The organism is Rahnella sp. BIGb0236 (assembly GCF_004364755.1).
Taxonomy (GTDB): Bacteria; Pseudomonadota; Gammaproteobacteria; order Enterobacterales; family Enterobacteriaceae; genus Rahnella; species Rahnella victoriana.
Genome location: NZ_SOAO01000002.1, coordinates 463,761 through 486,014, shown reverse-complemented (window position 1 = coordinate 486,014; position 22,254 = coordinate 463,761). Strand labels below are relative to the sequence as shown.

Genomic DNA, 22,254 nt, shown 5'->3' with positions numbered 1-22,254 from the left:
CGGGAAAAGTCTTACCGGTGAGGGACATCTGCGCCCCTCACTGGTCATTATTTTACTGATTTAGGGCGCGGGAGTATTACACCGTGCTGGCGCCAATCAGGGATTCAGGCCTGACCTGAACAGGTTTGGATTTGTATTTCGCCAGAAACTGCGGCTGGAAAATACACATGCGGATGGCGCTGCGATATTCGCCGTTCACAAAGAATTCCTGTTTCAGTTCGCCTTCAATCTCAAACCCTAATTTGCTGTAAATGTGGATCGCCTTTTTATTTTCTTTATCGACGATTAAATACAGTTTGTAGAGGTTCAGGACGGAAAACGCATAATCCATCGCCAGACGTACCGCATCACCGGCAAAACCTTTGCCCTGATGCTGCGGGTCGATGATGATCTGAAATTCCGCGCGGCGGTGAATATGATTAATTTCCACCAGCTCCACTAAGCCGACCGGCCCGCTTTCAAATTCGATGATGAAGCGGCGTTCGCTCTGGTCATGGATATGTTTGTGATACAAATCGGTCAGTTCGACGAAAGCCTCGTAAGGTTCTTCAAACCAGTAACGCATGATGCTGGCGTTATTATCAAGACGATGAACAAACGACAGGTCGTCCTTTTCCAGTGGACGTAATCTGACGCTGTTATGGCTAAACATGGGGTGTTCCTCAACTATAAAAGCCGTTTTATGAGGGTAACCTTCGTAAATATGAGGTCTGAAACAACCGTGTTTCAGATGAAGGTCGGCGCACAAACGACGTTTAAACGTGCGCCGGGATGTGCATTATATCGGGCGAAATGTAAACAACTGTCAAATGACGGAAAATAAAAAACCGGCACAGGGCCGGTTTAGAGTGAAATCGTGAGGCGGAAGTAGATTAATCTTCTGCGTATCCGCGTTCAGAAAGCGGATTGTTGTCCAGCAATGCCTGACCGTTTTGCAGCGACAAACGTCCGTCAACAAACCAGCTGACCACCAGCGGATAAATGCTGTGTTCCTGCGTTTGTATGCGGGCAATCAGCTCTTCTTCTGTATCGTCAGCGAATACCGGCACTTTGGCCTGTAAAATCACCGGGCCGCCGTCAAGCTGTTCAGTGACAAAATGCACGGACGTACCATGTTCGGCATCCTGATTTTCCAGCGCCTGACGGTGAGTGTGCAGGCCCGGATATTTCGGCAGCAGGGAAGGGTGAATGTTGATCATTCGCCCGGCGAAACGCTGGACGAATTCGCCGGTCAGAATGCGCATATACCCGGCCAGCACCACCAGATCAGGATGGAAAGTCTCAATGGCATCCGCCAGTGCAACGTCAAATGCCGCCCGGTCTTCGTAAGCTTTGACATCCAGCGCGTGCGCCGGAATCTCCGCTAAACGGGCTCTTTCAAGCCCGTAGGCAGCGATTTTATTGCTGAAGACTGCACTGATTTTTGCGTTGATCCGTCCCTGCTGGCAGGCATCGATCAGGGCCTGTAAGTTGCTTCCCTCGCCCGATACCAGAACCACAATCCTTTTCATCTTCTACCCTGCTTTCAGTGAGTTGTATTACTGAACACTTAGTTGATCACGACGCGCTCAGCGGAATCAGAGGCTTTAATGTAGCCAATTTTCCACGCTTTTTCGCCATTATCGTTCAGTAATGCAATCGCCTGATCCGCCAGTCCGGCAGGAAGTGCTACCAGCATGCCCACGCCACAGTTAAAGGTGCGGTACATTTCGTGACGGCTGACGTTACCGGCGGTTTGCAGCCAGGTAAAGACATCCGGCCACTGCCAGCTTGATTCATCGATAATCACCTGCGTGTTGTCCGGCAGGACGCGGGGGATATTTTCCCAGAAGCCGCCACCGGTCAGGTGGACGATGCCGTGAACATCCACATTTTCGATCAGGTTCAGAATCGATTTCACGTAAATTTTGGTCGGTGCCAGCAGGTGATCGGCCAGCGGTTTGCCTGCCAGATCGGTGGTTTCCGGGTCAGTCTTGCTGACTTCCAGAATTTTGCGCACCAGCGAGTAACCGTTGGAGTGCGGACCACTGGCGGCCAGACCGATCAGTACATCGCCGTCAGCCACTTTGCTGCCGTCGATAATTTCTGATTTTTCCACCACGCCGACGCAGAAGCCTGCAACGTCGTAATCTTCGCCGTGGTACATACCCGGCATTTCAGCGGTTTCGCCGCCGACTAACGCACAGCCAGACTGCTTACAGCCTTCTGCGATACCGGTGATCACGCTGGCGGCGGTATCGACGTCCAGTTTGCCGGTGGCGTAATAGTCGAGGAAGAACAGCGGTTCAGCGCCCTGAACGATCAAATCGTTGACGCACATCGCGACCAGGTCGATACCGATGGTATCGTGGCGTTTCAAATCCATCGCCAGACGCAGCTTGGTGCCAACGCCGTCGGTACCCGAGACCAGCACGGGTTCACGATATTTTTGCGGCAGCGCGCAGAGGGCACCAAAACCGCCCAGTCCACCCATCACTTCAGGGCGGCGAGTCTGTTTTACTACACCTTTAATGCGGTCTACCAATGCGTTACCGGCATCGATATCTACGCCTGCGTCTTTATAGCTGAGAGAGGTTTTGTCGGTCACTGCGAAGTCCCCACGGCGGTTTGGGTTGGTGGTTGAAGAATAAAGCGGGGCAATTCTAACAGTGGAAGCAAACGTTTGCGAGCGCCTTATTCAGAGTCACTATCTATACTTAAAGATACAACACTTAGCCGAAGTCATTGGCGTTGCAGCAAACGAGCAAATCCCGATGAGCTGACTTGAGTCAGTGATTCGGGTGAGAGAGAGAGCCGCTAACGCAGCTGCGGCTTCAGTGAAGAAGGATAAGTTGATCTGGATCAGGCAATTGGCTGTGGCGTTCAAAAAAAATGGCGTTATAATCTCGCGATTTTTTTTTGCAGCTCAACCACCTTAGGAGAATAAATAATGAAGATCGTCGAGGTGAAACACCCGCTGGTGAAACACAAGCTGGGCCTGATGCGTGAAAACGACATCAGCACGAAACGTTTTCGCGAACTGGCTTCTGAGGTGGGAAGTCTGCTGACGTATGAAGCGACTGCCGATTTAGAAACTGAAAAAGTGACCATTGAAGGCTGGAATGGCCCGGTGGAAATCGATCAGATCAAAGGCAAGAAAATTACCGTTGTGCCAATCCTGCGTGCCGGTCTGGGCATGATGGAAGGCGTACTGGAACACGTACCAAGCGCGCGTATCAGCGTAGTTGGCGTGTACCGTGATGAAGAAACACTGAAACCTGTGCCGTATTTCCAGAAGCTGGTTTCTAACATCGAAGAACGTCTGGCGCTGGTGGTTGACCCGATGCTGGCTACCGGTGGCTCAATGATTGCCACCATCGACCTGCTGAAAAAAGCCGGCTGCCAGAGCATTAAAGTGCTGGTGCTGGTCGCCGCACCGGAAGGGATCGCCGCTCTCGAAGCCGCCCACCCGGACGTTGAGCTGTACACCGCCTCGGTGGATCAGGGGCTCAATGAGAAAGGCTACATCATTCCGGGGCTCGGTGATGCGGGCGACAAGATATTTGGTACGAAGTAAATAAGCAATTAGCCGACTGAAGAGTCGGCTTTTTTTTGCTCGTCATACTTCAGGCTGCAGATGCGTTGGCTGCGCCCGTTCACCCCGGTCACATAGTTATCTATGCTCCCGGGGACTCACGGACTTGCCGCCTTCATGCAACCCGAATTATTTAGAGCAAAAGGCTGTAAATAACACAACATCACACCTTTGAGAGGATCACATTCATGACCCGTCGTGTCATCGGGGTAAGCGAACGTCCGCCATTGCTGCAGACAATCCCCCTGAGTTTCCAGCATCTGTTTGCCATGTTTGGTGCCACCGTTCTGGTACCCATTCTGTTCAAGATCAACCCGGCAACGGTGCTGCTGTTTAATGGCATAGGGACTTTGCTGTATTTATTTGTGTGTAAAGGGAAGATACCGGCGTACCTCGGCTCAAGTTTTGCGTTTATTTCTCCGGTGCTGTTGTTGTTGCCGATGGGATATGAGGCGGCACTGGGCGGATTCATTGTTTGCGGGCTGTTGTTCTGTCTGGTGGCGCTGATTGTTAAGAAAGCCGGGATCGGCTGGATTAACGTGATGTTCCCGCCTGCGGCGATGGGCGCAATCGTTGCCGTCATCGGGCTGGAGCTGGCGGGTGTGGCGGCGAACATGGCAGGGCTGCTGCCTGCGGATGGCGCAGCAGTGGATTCCACCACCATCACCATTTCGCTGGTGACGCTCTCCGTGACCATTCTGGGTTCGGTGCTGTTCCGGGGTTTCCTGGCGATTATCCCGATCCTGATCGGCGTGCTGGTCGGTTACGCGCTGTCGTTCTTTATGGGCGTGGTGGATGTCTCCGCTATCGAAACCGCGCACTGGTTCGCGCTGCCCACTTTCTATACGCCGCGTTTTGAATGGGTCGCCATCCTCACCATTCTGCCTGCGGCACTGGTGGTCATTGCCGAGCACGTCGGGCATCTGGTCGTCACCGCAAATATCGTGAAGAAAGATTTATTGCGTGATCCGGGCCTGCACCGTTCTATGCTGGCGAACGGGCTGTCGACCGTATTGTCCGGTTTCTTTGGTTCCACACCAAACACCACTTACGGCGAAAACATCGGCGTGATGGCCATCACCAAGGTCTACAGCACCTGGGTGATCGGCGGCGCGGCCATTCTGGCGATCCTGCTTTCCTGTATCGGTAAACTCGCGGCGGCCATTCAGGCTGTTCCGGTGCCGGTGATGGGCGGCGTTTCATTGCTGCTTTACGGCGTGATCGGCGCATCCGGTATCCGCGTGCTGATTGAATCGAAAGTCGATTACAACAAGGCGCAGAACCTGATCCTGACTGCGGTGATCCTGATCATCGGCGTCAGCGGTGCGAAGATCCACATCGGTGCGGCGGAGCTGAAAGGCATGGCGCTGGCGACGATTGTCGGTATCTTCCTCAGCCTGCTGTTCAAAGTGATCGAGATTTTCCGTGGTGAAGAACAGATCATTGATGTGGAAGATGAGCGGGAAAATCCGCCCGTCTGATCCAGAGTTTTTTGCATGAAACCCTGACCGGCGGGCGTGGTGTCAGCCGGTCAGGTGCTCGGATCGCAAGCGGTTGCACCGGGCACAGTTCATTTCAGGACGGATCCTTGCTAGAATTCGGCAGTTCCTTTTATTGACGTGACAACATCTGCGGTCATTATGCCGCTTTGGTTGAGGTGCTTCTGAATACGCCGGCACAGCTTTCCCTGCCACTTTATCTTCCCGATGATGAAACCTTTGCCAGTTTTTATCCGGGTGAAAACCCTTCTCTGCTATCTGCCATTCAGAGCGCATTGCATCAGGAACACGGCACCTATATTTATTTCTGGTCACGCGAAGGCGGCGGCCGCAGTCATTTGCTGCATGCGGCCTGCGCCGAACTCTCACAGCGCGGTGAAGCCGTCGGGTATGTGCCGTTAGATAAACGCGCCTATTTCGTGCCGGAAGTGCTGGACGGGATGGAGCATCTGGCGCTGGTGTGCATCGATAATATTGAAGGCATTGCCGGGGATGATGAGTGGGAAGCCGCCGTTTTCCATCTTTATAACCGCATCCTTGAAACCGGTCGCACGCGGCTGTTTATTACCGGCGATCGTCCGCCGCGTCAGCTGAATCTCAGCCTGCCGGATCTGGCTTCCCGTCTCGACTGGGGGCAAATCTACAAACTTCAGCCACTTTCCGACGAAGAAAAACTTCAGGCATTACAGCTTCGCGCCAAACTGCGGGGCTTTGAACTGCCGGAAGACGTGGGCCGTTTCCTGCTCAAACGTCTGGATCGCGAAATGCGTACGCTGTTTATGACGCTGGATCAGCTCGATCGCGCGTCCATTACTGCACAGCGCAAACTGACCATTCCGTTCGTGAAAGAAATTCTCGGGCTGTAAGCGCCGGGGGATGTCCGGGTTCGTCAGCCGAACCCGAACGTAAGGCGGGATTATAAAATCTCTTTCACCTGTTCCGGCGGACGTCCTAAACGTGCCTTGCCGTTGGCCACCACGATCGGACGTTCAATCAGCCGCGGGTGATCGGCCATCGCCTGTAACAGCGTGTCCTCGCTCAGACTGGTATCTTTCAGGTTCATATCCTTGTAAATTTGCTCGCCCTTGCGCAGCAGTTCACGCGCGGAGCTGAAGCCCAGCAGGCCGAGCAATTCTTTCAGCTTATCCACCGACGGCTGCGTTTCCAGATACAGGATCACTTGCGGCTCAATCCCTTCTGCTTCCAGTAATTTCAGGGTCTCACGGCTTTTTGAACAGGCCGGGTTGTGGTAGATCGCGACATCGTGTTGCATCAATACGTCCTCCATTGTGGCGCTGAAATCAGCCTTTCTGATACTGACGGAAACGCCCTTGCAGCTGACGAAGCTGATCGATGCGCGCGTCGTAACGGGCCTGTTCCAGACTGCCTAATTTTTGTAATGCGCTGGCATTGCTCAGCATTTCAATCGCCTGATCCAGACGTCCGACTAACGCCATACTTTCCGCGCGGGCGGCCAGTTCCTGCGCACGTAATCCCTGCGCGGCGGCGGCCTGAGACAATAAATCCCAGCCATTCGGATCACCCGGATAATTGAAAGTATAGCGGTTGAGGATTTTCATGGCATTGGCGGGCTTCGCGCCTTCGAGATAGGCATTGGCCAGATTGAGCTGCAACACGGCGTTGGAACTGCTGGCCGCACCGGCCTGTTCCAGACGCGCTATCGCCTGCGGCGCGCGTTTGCTGTCGATATCGTTATCGGTGGCTAAATCCAGCAGCCATTCGTTGCCGGGATACTGGGTCAGGAGCTGATCCAGCGCCGCCCGTGCCTGATCATTCTTTTTCGCCTTGTAGAACTGCAACGCACGGCCATATTTCGCCGCCAGTTGTTCACGGACATTGCCGTTGCTCAGTTTTTGCAGATAGTCGTCGGTCAGCGGGAAACTCTCGGAACCGTACATCCCCAGTATGCGCACTTTTGCCATCAGGTAATCCTGAGAAGATTGCACGATCAGGTGCGGCATCTGGTTGGCGCGGTTACGGATGTCGGCCAGACGGCTGTCCGGCAACGGGTGCGTCAGCAGCATTTCCGGCGGACGGGTCGAGTAGCTCGCCTGATCCGCCAGTTTCTGCAGGAAAGCGGGCATGGCCTGCGGATCAAAACCGGAACGCTGCAACACCTGAATGCCGATACGGTCCGCTTCCTGTTCATTGCCTTGCGTAAAGCTGATCATGCCTTGCTGGGTGCCCGCCAGTGTACCGGTCAGCGCCGCCATACCCATTTGCGGACTGGCCATCGCCAGCAGGATCGACCCCAGCGCGCCGACCCAGGTGAGCGGGGCGTTACGTTGCTGATCTTCCATCGCGCGCGCCAGATGGCGTTGCGTGACGTGGGAAATTTCGTGCGCCATAACCGAAGCTAACTGGCTTTCATTATCGGAATAACGGAACAGCGCGGAGTGAAGCACCACATTGCCGCCGAAGAAGGCGAAGGCGTTCAGTTCATCGTTATTAACGATGAAAAAATGGAACGGCGTACGCACGGAATAGGCATGCGCCACCAGACGTTGTCCCAGTTCGTTGATGTACTGATTAAGCAGCGGATCGTTAATCAGCGGCGTGCTGGCGCGCATCTGACGGACATAAAAATCGCCCATCTGTAATTCCTGATTAATACTGAGCGTGCCGCCCGCTGAGGTGCCGATATCCGGTAACTGATCGCTCACCGGCGGGGCTAGCGGTGAACTGGTTTTCGCGGAACTCACCGGTGTTGACCAGAATGAACTGTCATCCGCCACGGCAGGCAGAAGGGGGCCAGCGAACAGGCTGCCCAGACACAGAGCAATCACCGTTTTTTTCAACCGCATTACCATAAACATTTGCTTCCCAATAAGTTAACCGCGTGACCCATGAGCTTTGAGAGCCTTTCTTCCGTGAACAGTCCGTCAGACCGTTATTTTCTGGCGCTTTTCTTTGCGCCGGTCTCTATAGTAGCTATCCTCGTGAAAGTTTAAAACACTGTGCAGCTACAGTTGTGTGACAACGAATTATGAAGATAGTTACTTGTGTCTGAGCGCGCAGGGAACGAACAGCGCACACCCGCCAGACCAGGAAATTACAGGAGCATTCTCTGATGTTGGACATGTTATTACAGTGGTATCGCCGTCGCTTTACCGATCCGCAGGCCATCGCGCTGCTGGCGATCCTGGTCGCCGGTTTCTGCATTCTCTATTTTCTCAATGGCATTCTGGCGCCGCTGCTGGTGGCGATTGTGCTCGCGTATTTGCTGGAATGGCCGACCGTGCGCCTGCAACACCTCGGGCTTTCGCGCACGCTGTCCGTCAGCGTGGTGCTGATTATCTTTGCCGGTATTTTACTGCTCGGCATGTTCGTCATCGCGCCGGTGACCTGGCAGCAGGGCGTGAACCTGATGACCGATTTACCGAGCATGCTCAACCGTTTTTATGATTTCGCCGCCACGCTGCCGAAGCGTTATCCGGCGCTGGTGGACGCGGGCATCATCGACATGATGGCGGAAAACATGCGCAGCAAACTCTCCGGACTGGGCGAGTCGGTGGTGAAATATTCACTGGCGTCGCTGGTGGGTTTACTGACGCTGGCGATTTACCTGATTCTGGTGCCGATGATGGTGTTTTTTCTGCTCAAAGATAAGGAGCAGATGCTCAATGCCGTACGCCGCATTTTACCGCGCGACCGCGGGCTGGCCGGGCAGGTGTGGGTGGAGATGAACCAGCAAATCACCAATTATATTCGCGGCAAAGTGCTGGAGATGATCATCGTCGGCGTGGCGACCTATCTGGTGTTTGTGGTGATGGATTTGCATTATTCGTTGCTGCTGGCGGTGCTGGTCGGTGTCTCGGTCCTGATCCCTTATATCGGCGCGATGCTGGTGACCATTCCGGTGGTGATTGTGGCGATGTTCCAGTGGGGACTTGGCGCGGATTTCTGGACGCTGATTGTCGCGTATCTGGTGGTTCAGGGGCTGGACGGCAATGTGATCGTGCCGCTGCTGTTCTCCGAAGCGGTGAACCTGCATCCGCTGGTGATTATCTTATCCGTGGTGGTGTTTGGCGGGTTGTGGGGATTCTGGGGCGTGTTCTTTGCGATACCGCTGGCGACGCTGGTCAAAGCCGTGGTTCACGTCTGGCCGGATGAATCGCTGAACGAAACCGTCTGATTTTTCGCTTACCGCATCCAATAAAAAAAGCGCGTCTGCGCTTTTTTTGTCTCTGCCATCGGGCTGTGCAGGCTTATTGATTGTTCAGATAGGCCATCACGATGTCATGGTGATTCGTGGTTTTGAAGTCGTCGAAGACTTTTTCCACTTTCCCCGTGCCGTCGAGCAGGAAGCTGATGCGGTGGATGCCGTCGTAGGTTTTCCCCATAAAGGATTTTTCACCCCAGACGCCAAACTGTTCGCAAACCTGATGATCTTCATCGGACAGCAAGGTGAAGTTCAGCAGTTCTTTCTCAGCAAAACGCGACAGTTTTTCCGGTTTATCGGTGCTGATCCCCAGCACTTCTACACCGGCATTTTTCAACTGATCCATGTTATCGCGCAGACCGCAGGCTTGCACGGTGCAACCTGGAGTCATGGCTTTAGGATAGAAATAGACCAGGACTTTCTGTCCCTGGAAGTCGGCCAGATTAATTTGTTCACCGTCTTGGTCGGGTAAACTAAATTGCGGCGCAGGATCACCGGCTTTCAGTGGGCTCATTGTCTTTCTCCGTATCTCTTAGCGATTACTGCAGTTTATCTTCATTCTCAGAATAACTGACGACGTTAATACTGCCTTGCGCATTCAGTTCTGTACATAGCTGATGAAACGCCTGCTCAATAATTGCCGGGTCGGTATTGGCCGCGCTGTGCGCCGTGATTTGAATCGATAACTGCGCGGGCGTGGTGGCATCCGCCGGACGGGTTTTGGACGCCAGTTCGGCAATGTTCATCTGATGAGTATCGAACAAATCAGTGAAACGTTCGATCAGATGAGGGGAATCTTTCACTTCCACTTTCACCCACACCGTGGCAGGCATCGGCGGACGCTCATGGGCGCTGGTGCGTTTCATCACGATCAATAATTCCAGCTCCGCGCCTTTTTGCGGCAGGGTGGATTCGATCAGCGTAATGGCGTTCCAGCTGCCGGACAGCAGCATGATAAACGTAAACTCATCCCCGAGCATGGCCAGACGGCTGTCTTCAATATTACAGCCGCAGCTGCTGACCTGACGGGTAATGGTGTTCACGATACCGGGACGATCGGCACCTAAGGCGGTGATAACCAGATAATGTTGTTGTGGCTGCGGCAAAATGGGTCTTCCTGTCGTGCTTGGGAGTATTCCCAAGGTAAACATAAAAAAAACCGCCGGACAAGCGGTTACCGCTCGTTGATTGCTTGCTTTTGCAGTGGTGTCAAAAGTACCATGAGTGACCTGTTTGTGGAGGGGAAGGTCAATGTTTACGGGAAGTATTGTTGCACTGGTTACGCCGATGGACACCAAAGGTGCTGTCGATCGCGCGAGTCTGAAAAAACTGATTGATTATCATGTGTCCAGTGGTACTGCGGCGATCGTTTCCGTGGGCACGACCGGTGAGTCGGCAACGTTAAGCCATGAAGAGCACGGTGACGTGGTCTTACAGACGCTGGAACTGGCCGATGGGCGCATTCCTGTTATCGCAGGCACCGGGGCCAATGCCACCGCTGAAGCGATTTCTCTTACGCAACGTTTTGAAAAAAGTGGCGTTGTGGGCTGCCTGACAGTCACCCCATACTACAACCGTCCGACTCAGGAAGGGCTGTATCAGCATTTCAAAGCCATCGCTGAAAACACCTCTCTGCCGCAAATTCTCTATAACGTGCCATCACGTACCGGCTGCGATATGTTGCCGCCGACCATCGCGCGTTTAGCAAAATTGAAGAATATTGTTGCTGTTAAAGAAGCAACAGGGAACTTAAGTCGTGTAAGTCAGATCCAAGTGCTGGTTGATGATGAAGATTTCATTCTGCTGAGCGGCGATGACGCCAGCGGACTGGACTTTATGCAGCTCGGTGGCAAAGGCGTTATCTCTGTGACCGCCAACGTCGCTGCCCGTGAAATGGCACAACTGTGTGAACTGGCTGCCCTTGGCAACTTTGCCGAAGCGCGTCGCCTGAATCAGCGCCTGATGCCGTTGCATCAGAATTTGTTTGTAGAAGCAAACCCAATCCCGGTGAAATGGGCCTGTAAGGCACTGGGTTTGATGGCAACCGATACGATGCGTCTGCCTATGACGCCGTTAACAGATGCTGCCCGTCCGGTCGTGGAAGAAGCATTAAAAAGCGCCGGTTTGCTGTAACTCTTAGGAAGATTTGATGGCCTCTTTATTTGACAAGAATAGTTTCCAGATGACCCGATTGCAGAAAACAGCCGTAGCGAAAGTGGTCGGGGTTTCCCTGATCATGCTGCTGGCCGCCTGTTCAAGCGATCAACGTTACAAACGCCAGGTAAGCGGCGATGAGTCCTATCTGGACGCAGCAGCTCTGCATGAGCTGAAAGCACCGGCAGGGATGATTTTGCCTGTGCAGAACGGTACCTATGATATTCAGGCTGGCGCAATGCAGGGCGCGGTCGGCAAACAGCTCGATATTCGTCCGCCGTCCCAGCCGCTGGCGTTGCTGAGCGGTTCCCAGACTCAGTTCGCGGGCGACAGTGGCACCGTGCTGCTGGAAAACACCGCGCAGAACCGTGATCTGTGGAACAACGTTGTCAAAGCCGTTGAGCAAAATAACTTCAAAATTGCCAGCCGTGATGACGCTAACCAGACGCTGACCACCGATTTCATCGACTGGAATCGTGCGGATGAAGACTTCCAGTATCAGGGCCGTTATCAGGTCAGCGTGAAACAGCAGAGCTACCAGTTAGCCCTGACCGTGAAAACGCTTGAACTGAAACAGCAGGACAAACCGGTGACGTCTTCTGCTGAAATCCAGCGTTACAACAGCCAGATGATGAACTCCATCACGGCCAGCCTGGATAAAGTGCAGCAGGATACGCAGGCTCGCCTCGACAACCGTCGTGTGGGTGAAATTGACGTGCAAAGCGGTGCCGATGATACCGGTCTGCCGGTGCTGATTGTCCGTGCTAACTACGGCGTTGTGTGGGATCGCCTGCCAAATGCCCTGACCAAAGCGGGTATGAAAGTGACCGACAGCAGCCGTCCGCAAGGCACATTGTCCGTCAGCTATAAACCGCTGAATGACGATGCGTGGCAGACACTGGGTGCGAAAGATCCGGGCCTCAGCTCCGGTGATTACAAACTTCAGGTTGGCGACCTCGACAACCGCAGTAGCTTGCAGTTCCTTGATCCGAAAGGACATGCTCTCAGCCAGTCGCAGAACGACGCGATGGTGGCGGTCATGCAGGCCGCGTTTAGCCAGAGTAGTGCAAAATAATACCAAGGGGCTACGGCCCCTTTTTACATCTGTTTTTTCCACTGGAGTAAGTAAAGATGCAAAAGTTAGCTGAGTTGTATCGCGGCAAGGCGAAAACCGTCTACACCACCGAAAACCCGGACCTGCTGGTACTGGAGTTCCGTAACGATACGTCAGCACTGGATGGTCAGCGTATTGAGCAGTTCGACCGTAAAGGCATGGTTAACAACAAATTTAACCATTTCATCATGGCTAAGCTGGAAGAAGCCGGTATTCCAACCCAAATGGAACGCCTGTTGTCTGACACCGAAGTGCTGGTGAAAAAACTGGATATGGTCCCGGTTGAATGCGTGATCCGTAACCGTGCTGCTGGTTCGCTGGTAAAACGTCTGGGCATTGAAGAAGGTCTGGAACTGAACCCGCCGTTGTTCGATCTGTTCCTGAAAAACGACGCCATGCACGACCCGATGGTCAACGAATCTTATTGCAAGACCTTTGGCTGGGTGAACGAAGAAAACCTCGCGCGCATGAAAGAGCTGAGCTACAAAGCCAACGACGTGCTGAGCAAACTGTTTGACGATGCGGGCCTGATCCTGGTCGATTTCAAACTGGAATTCGGTCTGTTCAACGGCGAAGTGGTGCTGGGTGATGAGTTCTCACCAGACGGCAGCCGCCTGTGGGATAAAGAAACCCTGAACAAGATGGACAAAGACCGTTATCGCCAGAGTCTGGGTGGCCTGATCGAAGCGTATGAAGAAGTCGCTCACCGTATCGGTGTGAAACTGGACTAAGCCCGGTTTCTTTTTTTTAGCCAGACTGCGCAATCGTTTACGCGGTGCGCACTTAACGGGTGATGGCCTCCGTCACCCGTTCTCTTCCCTGCATTTAATTTTGCTGTTTTCACACTGATTCCTTTCATTTAATCCCTTCGTCACTAAAATTACGTCCTTTCGCGGATGGTATTAACCGTGTGCGCTGGCTAGTCTTAAAAAAACAGTCTGGAGGTGGAGTATGCGTTGGCAAGGGCGTCGTGAAAGCGACAATGTAGAAGACAGACGCGGACAGGGATCTAACGGCGGCGGTTCAGGCGGCGGAGGAATGCGCCTGCCTATCCGTGGCAAAAGCGGCATCGTGATCATCATCGTGGTACTGGTGGCCGGATATTACGGCATCGACCTGACGCCGCTCATCGACGGCGGCCAGTCCGGCGGCATGCAGCAGCAAACGCAGTCGCAATCCATCAGCCCGAAAGATGACGAGCAGGCAAAATTTACCTCAGTGATCCTCGCCTCGACCGAAGACACCTGGAAAGAGATTTTCCAGAAGCAGGGCATGACTTACCGCGAGCCGAAACTGGTGATGTACCGTGGCGCGACCCGCACCGGATGCGGCACCGGTCAGTCGGTGATGGGGCCGTTCTATTGCCCGGCGGACAGCACGGTGTATATCGATCTCTCTTTTTATCAGGAATTGCAGGATAAGCTCGGCGCGGGCGGTGATTTCGCGCAGGGGTATGTGGTGGCGCACGAAGTGGGCCACCATGTGCAGAATCTGCTGGGCACCGAGCGTAAGGTCCGCCAGCTGCAACAGGGCGCATCGCAGGCCGCAGTGAATCAGCTGTCAGTCAAAATGGAATTACAGGCTGACTGTTACGCCGGGGTCTGGGGTCACGCAATGCAGCAGCAAAATGTTCTGGAAGAGGGTGATCTGAAAGAAGCGCTGGATGCCGCACAGGCCATCGGTGATGACAGGCTGCAACAGCAAAGTCAGGGCCGCGTCGTGCCGGACAGCTTTACCCACGGCACGTCGCAGCAGCGTTACACCTGGTTCAAACGCGGGTTTGATACCGGCAATCCTGACCAGTGCAACACCTTCGCCAGCCGCTGATTAAGTGGCAATAAGCTCTGGTCTGCTGCGAAAAACTGTTCAATAATCAATGACCGATCCAGAGAGGCTCCCTGAGCCTCTCTTTTATCTTTCATGTTGAACCGCTGGGAACGCCATGGCTTTTCTCGATCCAACCCTTTTGATCTTACTTGTCTTCGCCGGACTGGGCATTATCAGCCATAACAGCGCCGTCACCCTCGCCATGTTTTTCCTTCTCACGGTACGCATCACCCCGCTGAACAGCTTTTTCCCGTGGATAGAAAAATACGGCCTGACCATCGGCATTATTATTCTGACCATTGGCGTGATGGCACCGATTGCCAGCGGCAAAATCAGCGCCAGTACCGTCGTCCACTCCTTCTTCCACTGGAAATCGATAGCCGCCATTCTGGTCGGCGTACTGGTGTCGTGGCTGGGCGGACGCGGCCTGACGCTGATGGGCACGCAGCCGCATCTGGTGGCGGGTTTGCTGGTGGGCACCGTGCTCGGCGTGGCGCTGTTTAAAGGTGTGCCGGTCGGGCCGCTGATTGCTGCCGGTCTGTTATCGATGATTGTCGGGAAAACCTGATATGTCAGCGACGTCGCGACAGCAACAGATGCAGCGTCAGGGCGTCCGGCGTGTGCTGGTGTTCAGTGGCGATGCGCAGTGGTGTGAACAACAGGCCGTGCTGTTTTCTGCCCGGCACCCCGGCGACTGGCGCTGGCTGAGCGATTCACCCCCCGCTGATGTCACTTCCTGCGTGCCCTCTGCGGCGCACACCCTGCTCGGACAGGATATTTTGCACGGTGTGTTTGATGCCCGTCACGGCCTGAACGTGGAAGCGCTGGCGGCTTTGTCAGGCACATTGAAAGCCGGAAGCTGGCTAATCCTGCTGGTGCCGTCATGGCTGGTCTGGGCAGATCAGCCTGACGCCGACAGCCTGCGCTGGAGCGAACAGCCACAGGCAATCCCGACGCCGCGTTTTATCCGCCGTTTGCAGTCATTGCTGGAACACCATCACAGCGTCACGATCTGCCGTCAGGGGGGATCGTGCGACATCGCGCCCCTGCCTGATGCGCCGGACTGGCAGCCGCCCGACGGCCAGCCGACGCCGGGACAATCGCAGATTTTGCATCAGCTGATGCAGGCGCAATCCAGCGTGTGGGTACTGACCGCGCCGCGTGGCCGTGGCAAATCGACGCTGGCGGGCATGCTGATCCGCCAGTGGCCGGGCACCTGTTGGGTGACGGCCCCGGCTAAGGCGTCGGCCAGCCAGATACTTAATCAGCCCGAAGACTCTGCGCGTTTTATCGCGCCCGATGCGTTGCTGTCGCTGTGCCGCGAAGGGGCGGTGACCGGCGCTGACTGGCTGATTATTGATGAGGCGGCCGCGATCCCCGCCCCGATGCTGACAGAGATGATTGCCGCTTTTCCACGGGTATTGCTGACCACCACGGTGGAAGGTTACGAAGGCACCGGGCGCGGATTCTTACTGAAATTTTGTGCGTCTTTGCCGCAGTGGCATGACCTGCGCCTGAGCGCACCGGTCCGCTGGTCATCTTCCGATACGCTTGAGCCGCTGATCAGCGAATTATTGCTGTTTGACGAGCACCTGCCCGATGCGCAGAAAACAGTCTGGCTCCCGGAAATAGTCCCGATCAACGCGGACGACTGGCTGAGCGAACCGGCGCTGTTGCGGGATTTCTACGGGCTGCTGACCAGCGCGCATTACCGCACGTCACCGCTGGATCTGCGCCGTCTGCTGGATGCGCCGGGCATGACGTTTAGCGCATCACGACAGGATGGCACACTGACCGGCGCGTTGTGGCTGGTGGATGAAGGCGGGCTGAGTCCGGCACTGGCGCAGGACGTCTGGGCGGGCAGGCGGCGTCCGCGTGGCAATCTGGTGGCGCAATCTCTCGCCGCCCATGCGGTTTTCCCGGAGGCGGCTGTGATGCGTTCGCGGCGTGTCAGCCGGATTGCGGTGCATCCGGCGTTTCGCCGTCAGGGCATTGCCCGGCAGTTGTTAGCAGAGCAAAAACAGCGTGCGCAGCAGGCGGGGCTGGATTTCCTGTCAGTCAGTTTTGGCTATACGCCGGATCTGGCGGCATTGTGGCAACAGGCCGGATTCCGGCTGGTGCGCATAAGCATGCAGAAAGAAGCCAGCAGCGGATGTTATGCCGCGATGGCGATATTACCGCTGAGTGCGGCGGGGCGGGCGCTGGCAGAGAGTGCAGAATCTCAGCTCAACCGCGACTGGCGCTGGCTGGCGCCGCAGGTGGCGTTAACCCTGCCGCTGGATCCCTGCGGGGAAACGCAGCCTGATGCGGCGGACTGGCGTGAGCTGAGCGGTTTTGCCTTTGCGCATCGTCCGCTTGAAAGCAGCCTGCCTGCGCTGAACCGCGTTTTGCTGCACAGCGCATTGCCGCTGACCGCGTTGCGCGCGTATCTGCAACAGGGGCAAAGCGTGGCCGATATCGTGCAACGTTTGCGGCTTTCCGGGCGTAAGGCGCTGGTGTCGCGCTGGCGTGAGGAAGCGCAGCAGGCGCTGAACGAGGCGGGCATTGCCGGATAACGCCGCGGTTTCATTGCAAAAAATGGAAAGACTCGTTCAATAAAACCCGATTTCACTGACCGTCAGGCGGCGTATAGTGAACCCATACATCGACAACGGGAGAGAGCCATGAGCTCAGAACAGATTATCGTCCAGCAGCCGGAAGAAAGGGCTAACCAGCTGATTTTATTGTTTCATGGCGTGGGTGATAACCCGATTTCCATGGGGGAAATCGGTAAGTTTTTCGCTGTTTCCTTTCCGCAGGCGCAGGTGATCAGCGTCGGCAGTCCGGATATCTGTGATTTTGGCCGGGGTTTCCAGTGGTTTTCCGTACAGGGCGTGACCGAACAAAACCGTCAGCCGCGTGTGGATGCCGCGATGCCTGCGTTTGTGCAGATTGTCCGTGACTGGCAGCAGAAAACCGGTGTTACGCCGGAGCACACCACCTTAGTCGGCTTCTCGCAGGGCACCATCATGGCGCTGGAATCGACGAAAGTGGAAGAGCATCTGGCGTCGCGCATTATCGCGTTCAGCGGCCGTTTTTCATCCCTGCCTGAAAAACCGATTGCCGCCGGTACGGTGGTGCATTTCATTCATGGCGAGCAGGATCCGGTGATCAATCCGTTCCAGTCGAAAAGTGCGGCAGAACGTCTGAAGTCTCTGGGCTGTGACTGTACTCTGGATTTGCAGGCCGGTATGGCCCACGGACTGGATTCGCATATGATCAACACCGCCATTGCTCATTTACAGAATTATGAGCCGAAATCACATCTGCGCTGATTTTGTCGAGATTTTTAAAAAGGAACGCCCCCGGCTGCATCACAACCGGGGGCGTTTTTTTATGTCTGCCGGATGGCGGTTACGCGCGGTTTTTCCGCATGAAATCATCCATAAAGTTCGTCAGCTTTTCAGCCGCTGGCAGCGACAGGGCGTTGTAGATTGACGCACGGATACCGCCAATTGCGCGGTGACCCGCCAGCCCTGAGAAACCGGCTTCATGGCTTTCCGCCAGGAATTTCTTCTCCAGCGTTTCATCAGGCAGTTTAAAGGCGACGTTCATTTGTGAACGGTCCGCTTTGCTGCTCCAGCCATTGTAGAAACCGTCGCTGTTATCCAGCATGGCGTACAACAGTTCGGCTTTATGGCGGTTAGTCTGTTCCATATTGTCCAGACCGCCGACATCGTTAAGTAACCAGCGGGTCACCAGCAGCACCACATAAATTGCAAACACCGGCGGCGTGTTGAGGTTGGAATGCGATTCCACCTGACGACGGTAGTTGAGGAATGACGGCAGTTCATCGGAAGAGGCTTTCACCACGGTATCGTGCACCAGCACGATGGTGACGCCCGCCGGGCCGATGTTTTTCTGCGCGTGGGCGTAGATCACCGAAAACTTATTGGCATCGCAGGGTTTGGACAGGAAATCAGAGGACATATCGCAGACGCGCGGAACATCGTCACGGCCCAGTACACGCTGGAACTGTAAGCCTTCCACCGTTTCATTCGAGACGTAATGCAGATACGGCGCGTCCGGCGAAAACGCCAGTTCGTCGTCCGTGGGCAGACGGTTAAATCCGCATGACTCGCCGCTCCACAACACTTTTACCGGCCCTTCGCGACGCGCTTCGGTGACCACTTTACTGCTCCAGTAACCGGTATCGAGATATTCTGCTGCATGTTTCTGACCGCGTAACAGCGTCATCGGCACCATCGAGAACTGCTGCGTCGCGCCGCCCTGCAGGAACAGGATATGGAAATCTTTCGACAACCCGAGCAGGGTGCGGATGTTGTTTTCAGTTTCTTCCACAATGGAAGCAAACCAGTCTGAACGGTGGCTGATGCCGAGGATCGACAGGCCCACTTCCGGGACTTCTTTGATCGCCGCTTCAACCTGTGCGAGAACGACTTCCGGCAATGCGCCGGGGCCACCGGAGAAGTTCAGGGCGTTACGTGAAATCATGTTTATGCTTGTCCTTTTAACGCATCAGCTGATGTGTCGGTGTGCGCAAAGGCACGGGATAACAACAGATCGCGACATGCTGTTTTAACTTTATTCATATGGATTTGTTTGTGCGGGAACATCACTTCCAGATCCATCGCGTGGATGACCATTGCCGGATCAATTTCAAAGACCAGCAATTCGCCGTCCGGGGTTTCGCTGCAATCGATGCCGAGATAATCGAGCTGCGTGGTGTCGTAAATCGCCTGCAATGCCTGCTGATGACGGCGGGCGAATGCGGCGAAATGATTCAGGAATGCGGCTTCTTCCTCACGCTTTTTCGGGTCTTCGTACATGAACGCGTTAACGTAATGCACCATCCAGTGAGAGGAAATCGCCATATGGCAGGCGTAAGGCACGCCGTCGATCAGCGAAATACGGTATTTGCGGAACTGACCATCGGCGTTGCTGTAATCAATGAACTGCGACAGGAAATAATCTTCCACCTGCACACGGGTCAGATAGTCCGCCAGTTCTTCCCGGCGGGTGATTTTTTCCAGACCGTGACCGCCGTGCGAACCCGCAGGGCGCAGGATCACCGGATAATCGCTGTCCGCCAGCGCATCGCGCAGTGTGGTTTCGCCTGCCGCAACCGCAGTGAGCGCCGAAAACGTCACCGGATGCGCCTGTGCAATCACCAGACCCGGCTTGTTCTGCAACAGGCGGCTGGCGGTATGGCGTTCAGAATTCGGAATATGCTGCGGCGCGTTAATCACCGGCACCGGCCACTGACGGGTGACATTTTCAAGCTGCTGTAACAGGAACAGATTGTCGTCAGTGGCACTGATCGCCACCATCAGCAAATCGTGTTCCGGGATCGGCGCTTCGAACGGCGCATCCGGCGTGATGTAGTAATAAATCAGCTCGACGTCGCTGTTTTCCAGCAGGCAATCCAGCGGCACATTGGCCGACAAGATCCCGGGCACCATCAGCATCAGCACGCGGACTTTGGCGGGCCTGAGCGCGGCGTTCAGGGTATAAACCTGCTGCATCGCCAGCGCCTGATGTTGGATCGTCAGCCCCAGTTCGGTGCGTTGCAGGCACAGCATGACGGTGGACAAATTCATCCACAGCACGGCGTCGTCAGGATTTTGCTGAGCGCGGGTCACCAGATCCTGCGCGATGGCCGTGCATTCGTCGCCCGCAATACTCATGCGTAAAAAAGGTGCCAGCCCCAGAAATTGCGACGTGTCGGGATCGCCAGACACGGCCTGATCAGGGTGGGGGATGTGTAGTGTTTGCAAAGGACTTGTTCTCTCCGTGCATCGGTTTCACGTTGCATGATAACGGGAGGAGAGAAAGTCAATCGGCGGAGAATGGCTACATTACCCGCCGACTAATATTGATTAACGCAGAGGAATTACCGCAGGGACATTACTTTTTCTTTGGCCAGTCATCCTCGTCATCCCACTGCGCATTGTTGTCGCGATGTGGCGGGATTTCGGGTTTATCTTTCAGGTATTTCTTCACATCTACGCGGTTCAGCTCTTTGATTCCGCTGATGAACATGCCGACCAGAATGATCAGAACGATCCACCAGTAATCTTTAATCCACTCCATGGTGTGCTCCTTAAAGGGGTAAGAGGGCGATAAATCTCGGGAACAGGACCGGCATCTGACGGGCTAACCAGTCAGCGGCGGCCACGTCTTTCCCGGCCCAGGCGCTGATTAATACCTGCGGAGTGAGCAATCTCTCGCACTCCGCCGCCAGCGGACGAAAACTCAGGTGCCACGGCTCGACAGCCACGCCGCCACGGTCTTTGGCATACGGCCGGTAAAAACCAAATTCCGCCATGTGGGCTGTCATCCATTGGTTAAGCGGATAAAAATATCCGCCTTCTTCATATTCCCACGGCTCCAGTTGCAGGGACTGACCCGCCGGTAAGCGCGAAGGATCGTACACATCCAGATCGCTGCCCCAGTGGTGACGGCTTGCGCCCGGCAACGCCGACCAGCGCAAGATCAGTTCACAACGTTCCGGTGTGGTCAGTGAGCTGATCTCCACCGGCTGACTGTTCTTATCTAATACTGGTCGCTCGCCGCGAAATTTGCCATTCCAGATAGCCAGTTGCCGATCGAAATCACGAAAGGTGCTGGCGGGTTGCAAATCAAATCCGGCCTGACGGGCGGCCTGACGCATTTTTTCGAATGCCAGCGCCGCGTCTTGCTGCAAGCGGTGCGGGCCGTCGCCCAGAGTCACCAGATGCGCGGCAGAGCGCCCGGTCAGCATTTCGGGGCTGATCATGCGACCAGCTGTTCCATAATGCGCTGATACATGCGGCTGAGCACCTGCAAATCGGCAGCATGGACGCATTCATTGATTTTGTGGATGGTGGCGTTGACCGGCCCCAGTTCGACCACCTGCGCCCCCATCAGTGCGATAAAACGCCCGTCGGAAGTGCCGCCGGTGGTTTGCAGCTCCGGGGTGATTTCACTGTAGTGACGCACGGCATTGACCACGGCATCCACCAGCGCACCGCGTGATGTCAGGAACGGCTGGCCGGACACCACCCAGTTCAGGGTGTATTGCAGGTTATGGCGATCCAGCAATTCCGCCACGCGCTGTTTGATGATGTCATCGGTCAGTTCGGTGCTGAAACGGAAATTGAACTGCACATAGAGTTCGCCGGGAATGACGTTATTGCTGCCGGTACCGGCGTTGATATTGGCGATTTGCATGCTGGTCGGCGGGAAGAATTCGTTGCCGTTATCCCAGACGGTCGCCACCAGTTCGTTCAGCGCAGGCATCGCGCGGTGTACCGGATTATCTGCCAGATGCGGATAAGCGACGTGGCCCTGAACGCCATGAACGTGGAGATTAGCGGTCATGGAACCGCGACGGCCGTTTTTGACGATATCGCCGACGCGGGTGGTGCTTGAAGGCTCGCCGACCAGACAGTAATCGAGGCGCTCGTGACGTGCCATCAGCGCGTTAACCACTTTGACGGTGCCGTTGACGGCGCTGGCTTCTTCATCCGAAGTGATAAGAAACGCCAGACGCCCTTGATGATTCGGGTTGGCGGCGACAAAACGTTCCGCTGCCACCACCATCGCCGCCAGTGAACCCTTCATATCAGCCGCGCCACGACCGTACAACATGCCGTCGCGCAGGGTCGGTTCAAACGGGCCGGTGACCCACAGTTTGTGATCGCCGGTTGGCACGACGTCGGTGTGCCCGGCGAAAGCCAGCGTCTGGCCTTCGCCACGGGTTGCCCAGAAATTCAGCGTATCGCCAAAATGCATCGGCTCAACGTGAAAACCAATGGCTTCGAGGCGGGCAATCATAATGTCCTGACAGCCTGCATCGTCCGGGCTGAGGGAAGGGCGGCGGATTAACTGTTGGGCTAAATCGAGAACCGGACAACTCATG

At 55.2% G+C, this 22,254-nt stretch carries 23 protein-coding genes; 11 read left to right on the top strand and 12 right to left on the bottom strand.

What is annotated here, in order from left to right:
* Window positions 1-76: 76 nt before the first annotated feature.
* The 3 genes from speG to purM all read right to left on the bottom strand — a co-directional run bounded on the left by speG (window position 77) and on the right by purM (window position 2,587).
* A complete protein-coding gene (gene speG / locus EDF78_RS05810) occupies window positions 77-652 on the bottom strand; it encodes a spermidine N1-acetyltransferase (RefSeq protein WP_095925023.1) in 576 nt (191 codons plus the stop codon).
* A 220-nt stretch (window positions 653-872) separates the two neighbouring features.
* Window positions 873-1,511: a phosphoribosylglycinamide formyltransferase gene (gene purN / locus EDF78_RS05805; protein ID WP_119826717.1), complete on the bottom strand. Its 639-nt coding sequence runs from the start codon at window positions 1,509-1,511 to the stop codon at window positions 873-875.
* Between the two features lie 38 nt (window positions 1,512-1,549).
* Window positions 1,550-2,587, bottom strand: a complete 1,038-nt coding sequence (gene purM / locus EDF78_RS05800) for a phosphoribosylformylglycinamidine cyclo-ligase (RefSeq protein WP_095925025.1) — start codon at window positions 2,585-2,587, stop codon at window positions 1,550-1,552.
* 342 nt (window positions 2,588-2,929) lie between these two features.
* Here purM and upp point away from each other — a divergent pair, with 342 nt between their 5' ends.
* The 3 genes from upp (at window position 2,930) to hda (ending at window position 5,939) form a co-directional block, all read left to right on the top strand.
* Entirely contained in the window at window positions 2,930-3,556 is a 627-nt protein-coding gene (gene upp / locus EDF78_RS05795) for a uracil phosphoribosyltransferase (protein WP_095925026.1), read from the top strand.
* A 206-nt stretch (window positions 3,557-3,762) separates the two neighbouring features.
* On the top strand, window positions 3,763-5,055 hold the full coding sequence (gene uraA / locus EDF78_RS05790) for a uracil permease (protein ID WP_095925027.1): 1,293 nt from the start codon (window positions 3,763-3,765) through the stop codon (window positions 5,053-5,055).
* Between the two features lie 176 nt (window positions 5,056-5,231).
* Complete coding sequence (gene hda, locus EDF78_RS05785; RefSeq protein ID WP_013576559.1) at window positions 5,232-5,939, top strand: DnaA inactivator Hda; 708 nt, start codon at window positions 5,232-5,234, stop codon at window positions 5,937-5,939.
* A 50-nt stretch (window positions 5,940-5,989) separates the two neighbouring features.
* On the opposite strand, the gene arsC is transcribed toward hda, so the two are convergent.
* Window positions 5,990-6,346 (bottom strand): arsenate reductase (glutaredoxin), encoded by a 357-nt coding sequence (gene arsC / locus EDF78_RS05780; RefSeq protein ID WP_119826715.1) that lies wholly within the window; start codon window positions 6,344-6,346, stop codon window positions 5,990-5,992.
* A gap of 28 nt (window positions 6,347-6,374) precedes the next feature.
* Complete coding sequence (locus tag EDF78_RS05775; RefSeq protein WP_195816804.1) at window positions 6,375-7,904, bottom strand: M48 family metallopeptidase; 1,530 nt, start codon at window positions 7,902-7,904, stop codon at window positions 6,375-6,377.
* 260 nt (window positions 7,905-8,164) lie between these two features.
* Here EDF78_RS05775 and EDF78_RS05770 point away from each other — a divergent pair, with 260 nt between their 5' ends.
* Entirely contained in the window at window positions 8,165-9,229 is a 1,065-nt protein-coding gene (locus EDF78_RS05770; protein WP_095925030.1) for an AI-2E family transporter, read from the top strand.
* Window positions 9,230-9,302: 73 nt separating this feature from the next.
* On the opposite strand, the gene bcp is transcribed toward EDF78_RS05770, so the two are convergent.
* Window positions 9,303-9,770 (bottom strand): thioredoxin-dependent thiol peroxidase, encoded by a 468-nt coding sequence (gene bcp, locus EDF78_RS05765; RefSeq protein ID WP_133822716.1) that lies wholly within the window; start codon window positions 9,768-9,770, stop codon window positions 9,303-9,305.
* A gap of 25 nt (window positions 9,771-9,795) precedes the next feature.
* The gene (locus tag EDF78_RS05760; RefSeq protein WP_095925032.1) at window positions 9,796-10,362 is read right to left on the bottom strand and encodes a glycine cleavage system transcriptional repressor; all 567 of its coding nucleotides are present in this window, start codon (window positions 10,360-10,362) and stop codon (window positions 9,796-9,798) included.
* Between the two features lie 145 nt (window positions 10,363-10,507).
* Between EDF78_RS05760 and dapA the strand changes: the two genes are divergently transcribed.
* The 7 genes from dapA (at window position 10,508) to ypfH (ending at window position 17,665) form a co-directional block, all read left to right on the top strand.
* Complete coding sequence (gene dapA / locus EDF78_RS05755) at window positions 10,508-11,389, top strand: 4-hydroxy-tetrahydrodipicolinate synthase (protein ID WP_095925033.1); 882 nt, start codon at window positions 10,508-10,510, stop codon at window positions 11,387-11,389.
* 16 nt (window positions 11,390-11,405) lie between these two features.
* Window positions 11,406-12,485: an outer membrane protein assembly factor BamC gene (gene bamC / locus EDF78_RS05750; protein ID WP_095925034.1), complete on the top strand. Its 1,080-nt coding sequence runs from the start codon at window positions 11,406-11,408 to the stop codon at window positions 12,483-12,485.
* A 56-nt stretch (window positions 12,486-12,541) separates the two neighbouring features.
* Complete coding sequence (gene purC, locus EDF78_RS05745) at window positions 12,542-13,255, top strand: phosphoribosylaminoimidazolesuccinocarboxamide synthase (RefSeq protein ID WP_015698209.1); 714 nt, start codon at window positions 12,542-12,544, stop codon at window positions 13,253-13,255.
* 220 nt (window positions 13,256-13,475) lie between these two features.
* Window positions 13,476-14,351, top strand: coding sequence for a neutral zinc metallopeptidase (locus EDF78_RS05740; RefSeq protein WP_095925035.1), 876 nt, complete (start codon window positions 13,476-13,478; stop codon window positions 14,349-14,351).
* A gap of 115 nt (window positions 14,352-14,466) precedes the next feature.
* Window positions 14,467-14,919: a DUF441 domain-containing protein gene (locus tag EDF78_RS05735; protein ID WP_095925036.1), complete on the top strand. Its 453-nt coding sequence runs from the start codon at window positions 14,467-14,469 to the stop codon at window positions 14,917-14,919.
* A gap of 1 nt (window position 14,920) precedes the next feature.
* Complete coding sequence (locus EDF78_RS05730; protein WP_133822715.1) at window positions 14,921-16,906, top strand: GNAT family N-acetyltransferase; 1,986 nt, start codon at window positions 14,921-14,923, stop codon at window positions 16,904-16,906.
* 108 nt (window positions 16,907-17,014) lie between these two features.
* The gene (ypfH, locus tag EDF78_RS05725) at window positions 17,015-17,665 is read left to right on the top strand and encodes an esterase (RefSeq protein WP_095925038.1); all 651 of its coding nucleotides are present in this window, start codon (window positions 17,015-17,017) and stop codon (window positions 17,663-17,665) included.
* 79 nt (window positions 17,666-17,744) lie between these two features.
* Here ypfH and EDF78_RS05720 read toward each other — a convergent pair whose 3' ends face one another.
* From EDF78_RS05720 to dapE, 5 genes are all read right to left on the bottom strand, one after another.
* On the bottom strand, window positions 17,745-18,845 hold the full coding sequence (locus tag EDF78_RS05720; RefSeq protein WP_131692673.1) for a phosphoserine transaminase: 1,101 nt from the start codon (window positions 18,843-18,845) through the stop codon (window positions 17,745-17,747).
* Window positions 18,846-18,847: 2 nt separating this feature from the next.
* The gene (locus EDF78_RS05715) at window positions 18,848-20,128 is read right to left on the bottom strand and encodes a hypothetical protein (protein WP_133822714.1); all 1,281 of its coding nucleotides are present in this window, start codon (window positions 20,126-20,128) and stop codon (window positions 18,848-18,850) included.
* Window positions 20,129-20,258: 130 nt separating this feature from the next.
* Window positions 20,259-20,444: a YpfN family protein gene (locus EDF78_RS05710; RefSeq protein ID WP_095925041.1), complete on the bottom strand. Its 186-nt coding sequence runs from the start codon at window positions 20,442-20,444 to the stop codon at window positions 20,259-20,261.
* A 10-nt stretch (window positions 20,445-20,454) separates the two neighbouring features.
* Window positions 20,455-21,129 (bottom strand): M15 family metallopeptidase, encoded by a 675-nt coding sequence (locus tag EDF78_RS05705; RefSeq protein ID WP_119826705.1) that lies wholly within the window; start codon window positions 21,127-21,129, stop codon window positions 20,455-20,457.
* Entirely contained in the window at window positions 21,126-22,253 is a 1,128-nt protein-coding gene (dapE, locus tag EDF78_RS05700) for a succinyl-diaminopimelate desuccinylase (protein WP_119826703.1), read from the bottom strand. Before dapE ends, EDF78_RS05705 begins: the two co-directional genes overlap by 4 nt.
* Window position 22,254: the final 1 nt, after the last annotated feature.

Coding starts and splice junctions, on each gene's coding strand:
- dapE (WP_119826703.1), bottom strand. CDS start 22,253: ATGAGTTGTCCGGTTCTCGATTTAGCCCAACAGTTAATCCGCCGCCCT.
- arsC (WP_119826715.1), bottom strand. CDS start 6,346: ATGCAACACGATGTCGCGATCTACCACAACCCGGCCTGTTCAAAAAGC.
- purC (WP_015698209.1), top strand. CDS start 12,542: ATGCAAAAGTTAGCTGAGTTGTATCGCGGCAAGGCGAAAACCGTCTAC.
- upp (WP_095925026.1), top strand. CDS start 2,930: ATGAAGATCGTCGAGGTGAAACACCCGCTGGTGAAACACAAGCTGGGC.
- speG (WP_095925023.1), bottom strand. CDS start 652: ATGTTTAGCCATAACAGCGTCAGATTACGTCCACTGGAAAAGGACGAC.
- EDF78_RS05720 (WP_131692673.1), bottom strand. CDS start 18,845: ATGATTTCACGTAACGCCCTGAACTTCTCCGGTGGCCCCGGCGCATTG.
- purN (WP_119826717.1), bottom strand. CDS start 1,511: ATGAAAAGGATTGTGGTTCTGGTATCGGGCGAGGGAAGCAACTTACAG.
- EDF78_RS05735 (WP_095925036.1), top strand. CDS start 14,467: ATGGCTTTTCTCGATCCAACCCTTTTGATCTTACTTGTCTTCGCCGGA.
- EDF78_RS05710 (WP_095925041.1), bottom strand. CDS start 20,444: ATGGAGTGGATTAAAGATTACTGGTGGATCGTTCTGATCATTCTGGTC.
- EDF78_RS05705 (WP_119826705.1), bottom strand. CDS start 21,129: ATGATCAGCCCCGAAATGCTGACCGGGCGCTCTGCCGCGCATCTGGTG.
- EDF78_RS05730 (WP_133822715.1), top strand. CDS start 14,921: ATGTCAGCGACGTCGCGACAGCAACAGATGCAGCGTCAGGGCGTCCGG.
- bamC (WP_095925034.1), top strand. CDS start 11,406: ATGGCCTCTTTATTTGACAAGAATAGTTTCCAGATGACCCGATTGCAG.
- ypfH (WP_095925038.1), top strand. CDS start 17,015: ATGAGCTCAGAACAGATTATCGTCCAGCAGCCGGAAGAAAGGGCTAAC.
- EDF78_RS05770 (WP_095925030.1), top strand. CDS start 8,165: ATGTTGGACATGTTATTACAGTGGTATCGCCGTCGCTTTACCGATCCG.
- uraA (WP_095925027.1), top strand. CDS start 3,763: ATGACCCGTCGTGTCATCGGGGTAAGCGAACGTCCGCCATTGCTGCAG.
- EDF78_RS05740 (WP_095925035.1), top strand. CDS start 13,476: ATGCGTTGGCAAGGGCGTCGTGAAAGCGACAATGTAGAAGACAGACGC.
- bcp (WP_133822716.1), bottom strand. CDS start 9,770: ATGAGCCCACTGAAAGCCGGTGATCCTGCGCCGCAATTTAGTTTACCC.
- EDF78_RS05775 (WP_195816804.1), bottom strand. CDS start 7,904: ATGGTAATGCGGTTGAAAAAAACGGTGATTGCTCTGTGTCTGGGCAGC.
- dapA (WP_095925033.1), top strand. CDS start 10,508: ATGTTTACGGGAAGTATTGTTGCACTGGTTACGCCGATGGACACCAAA.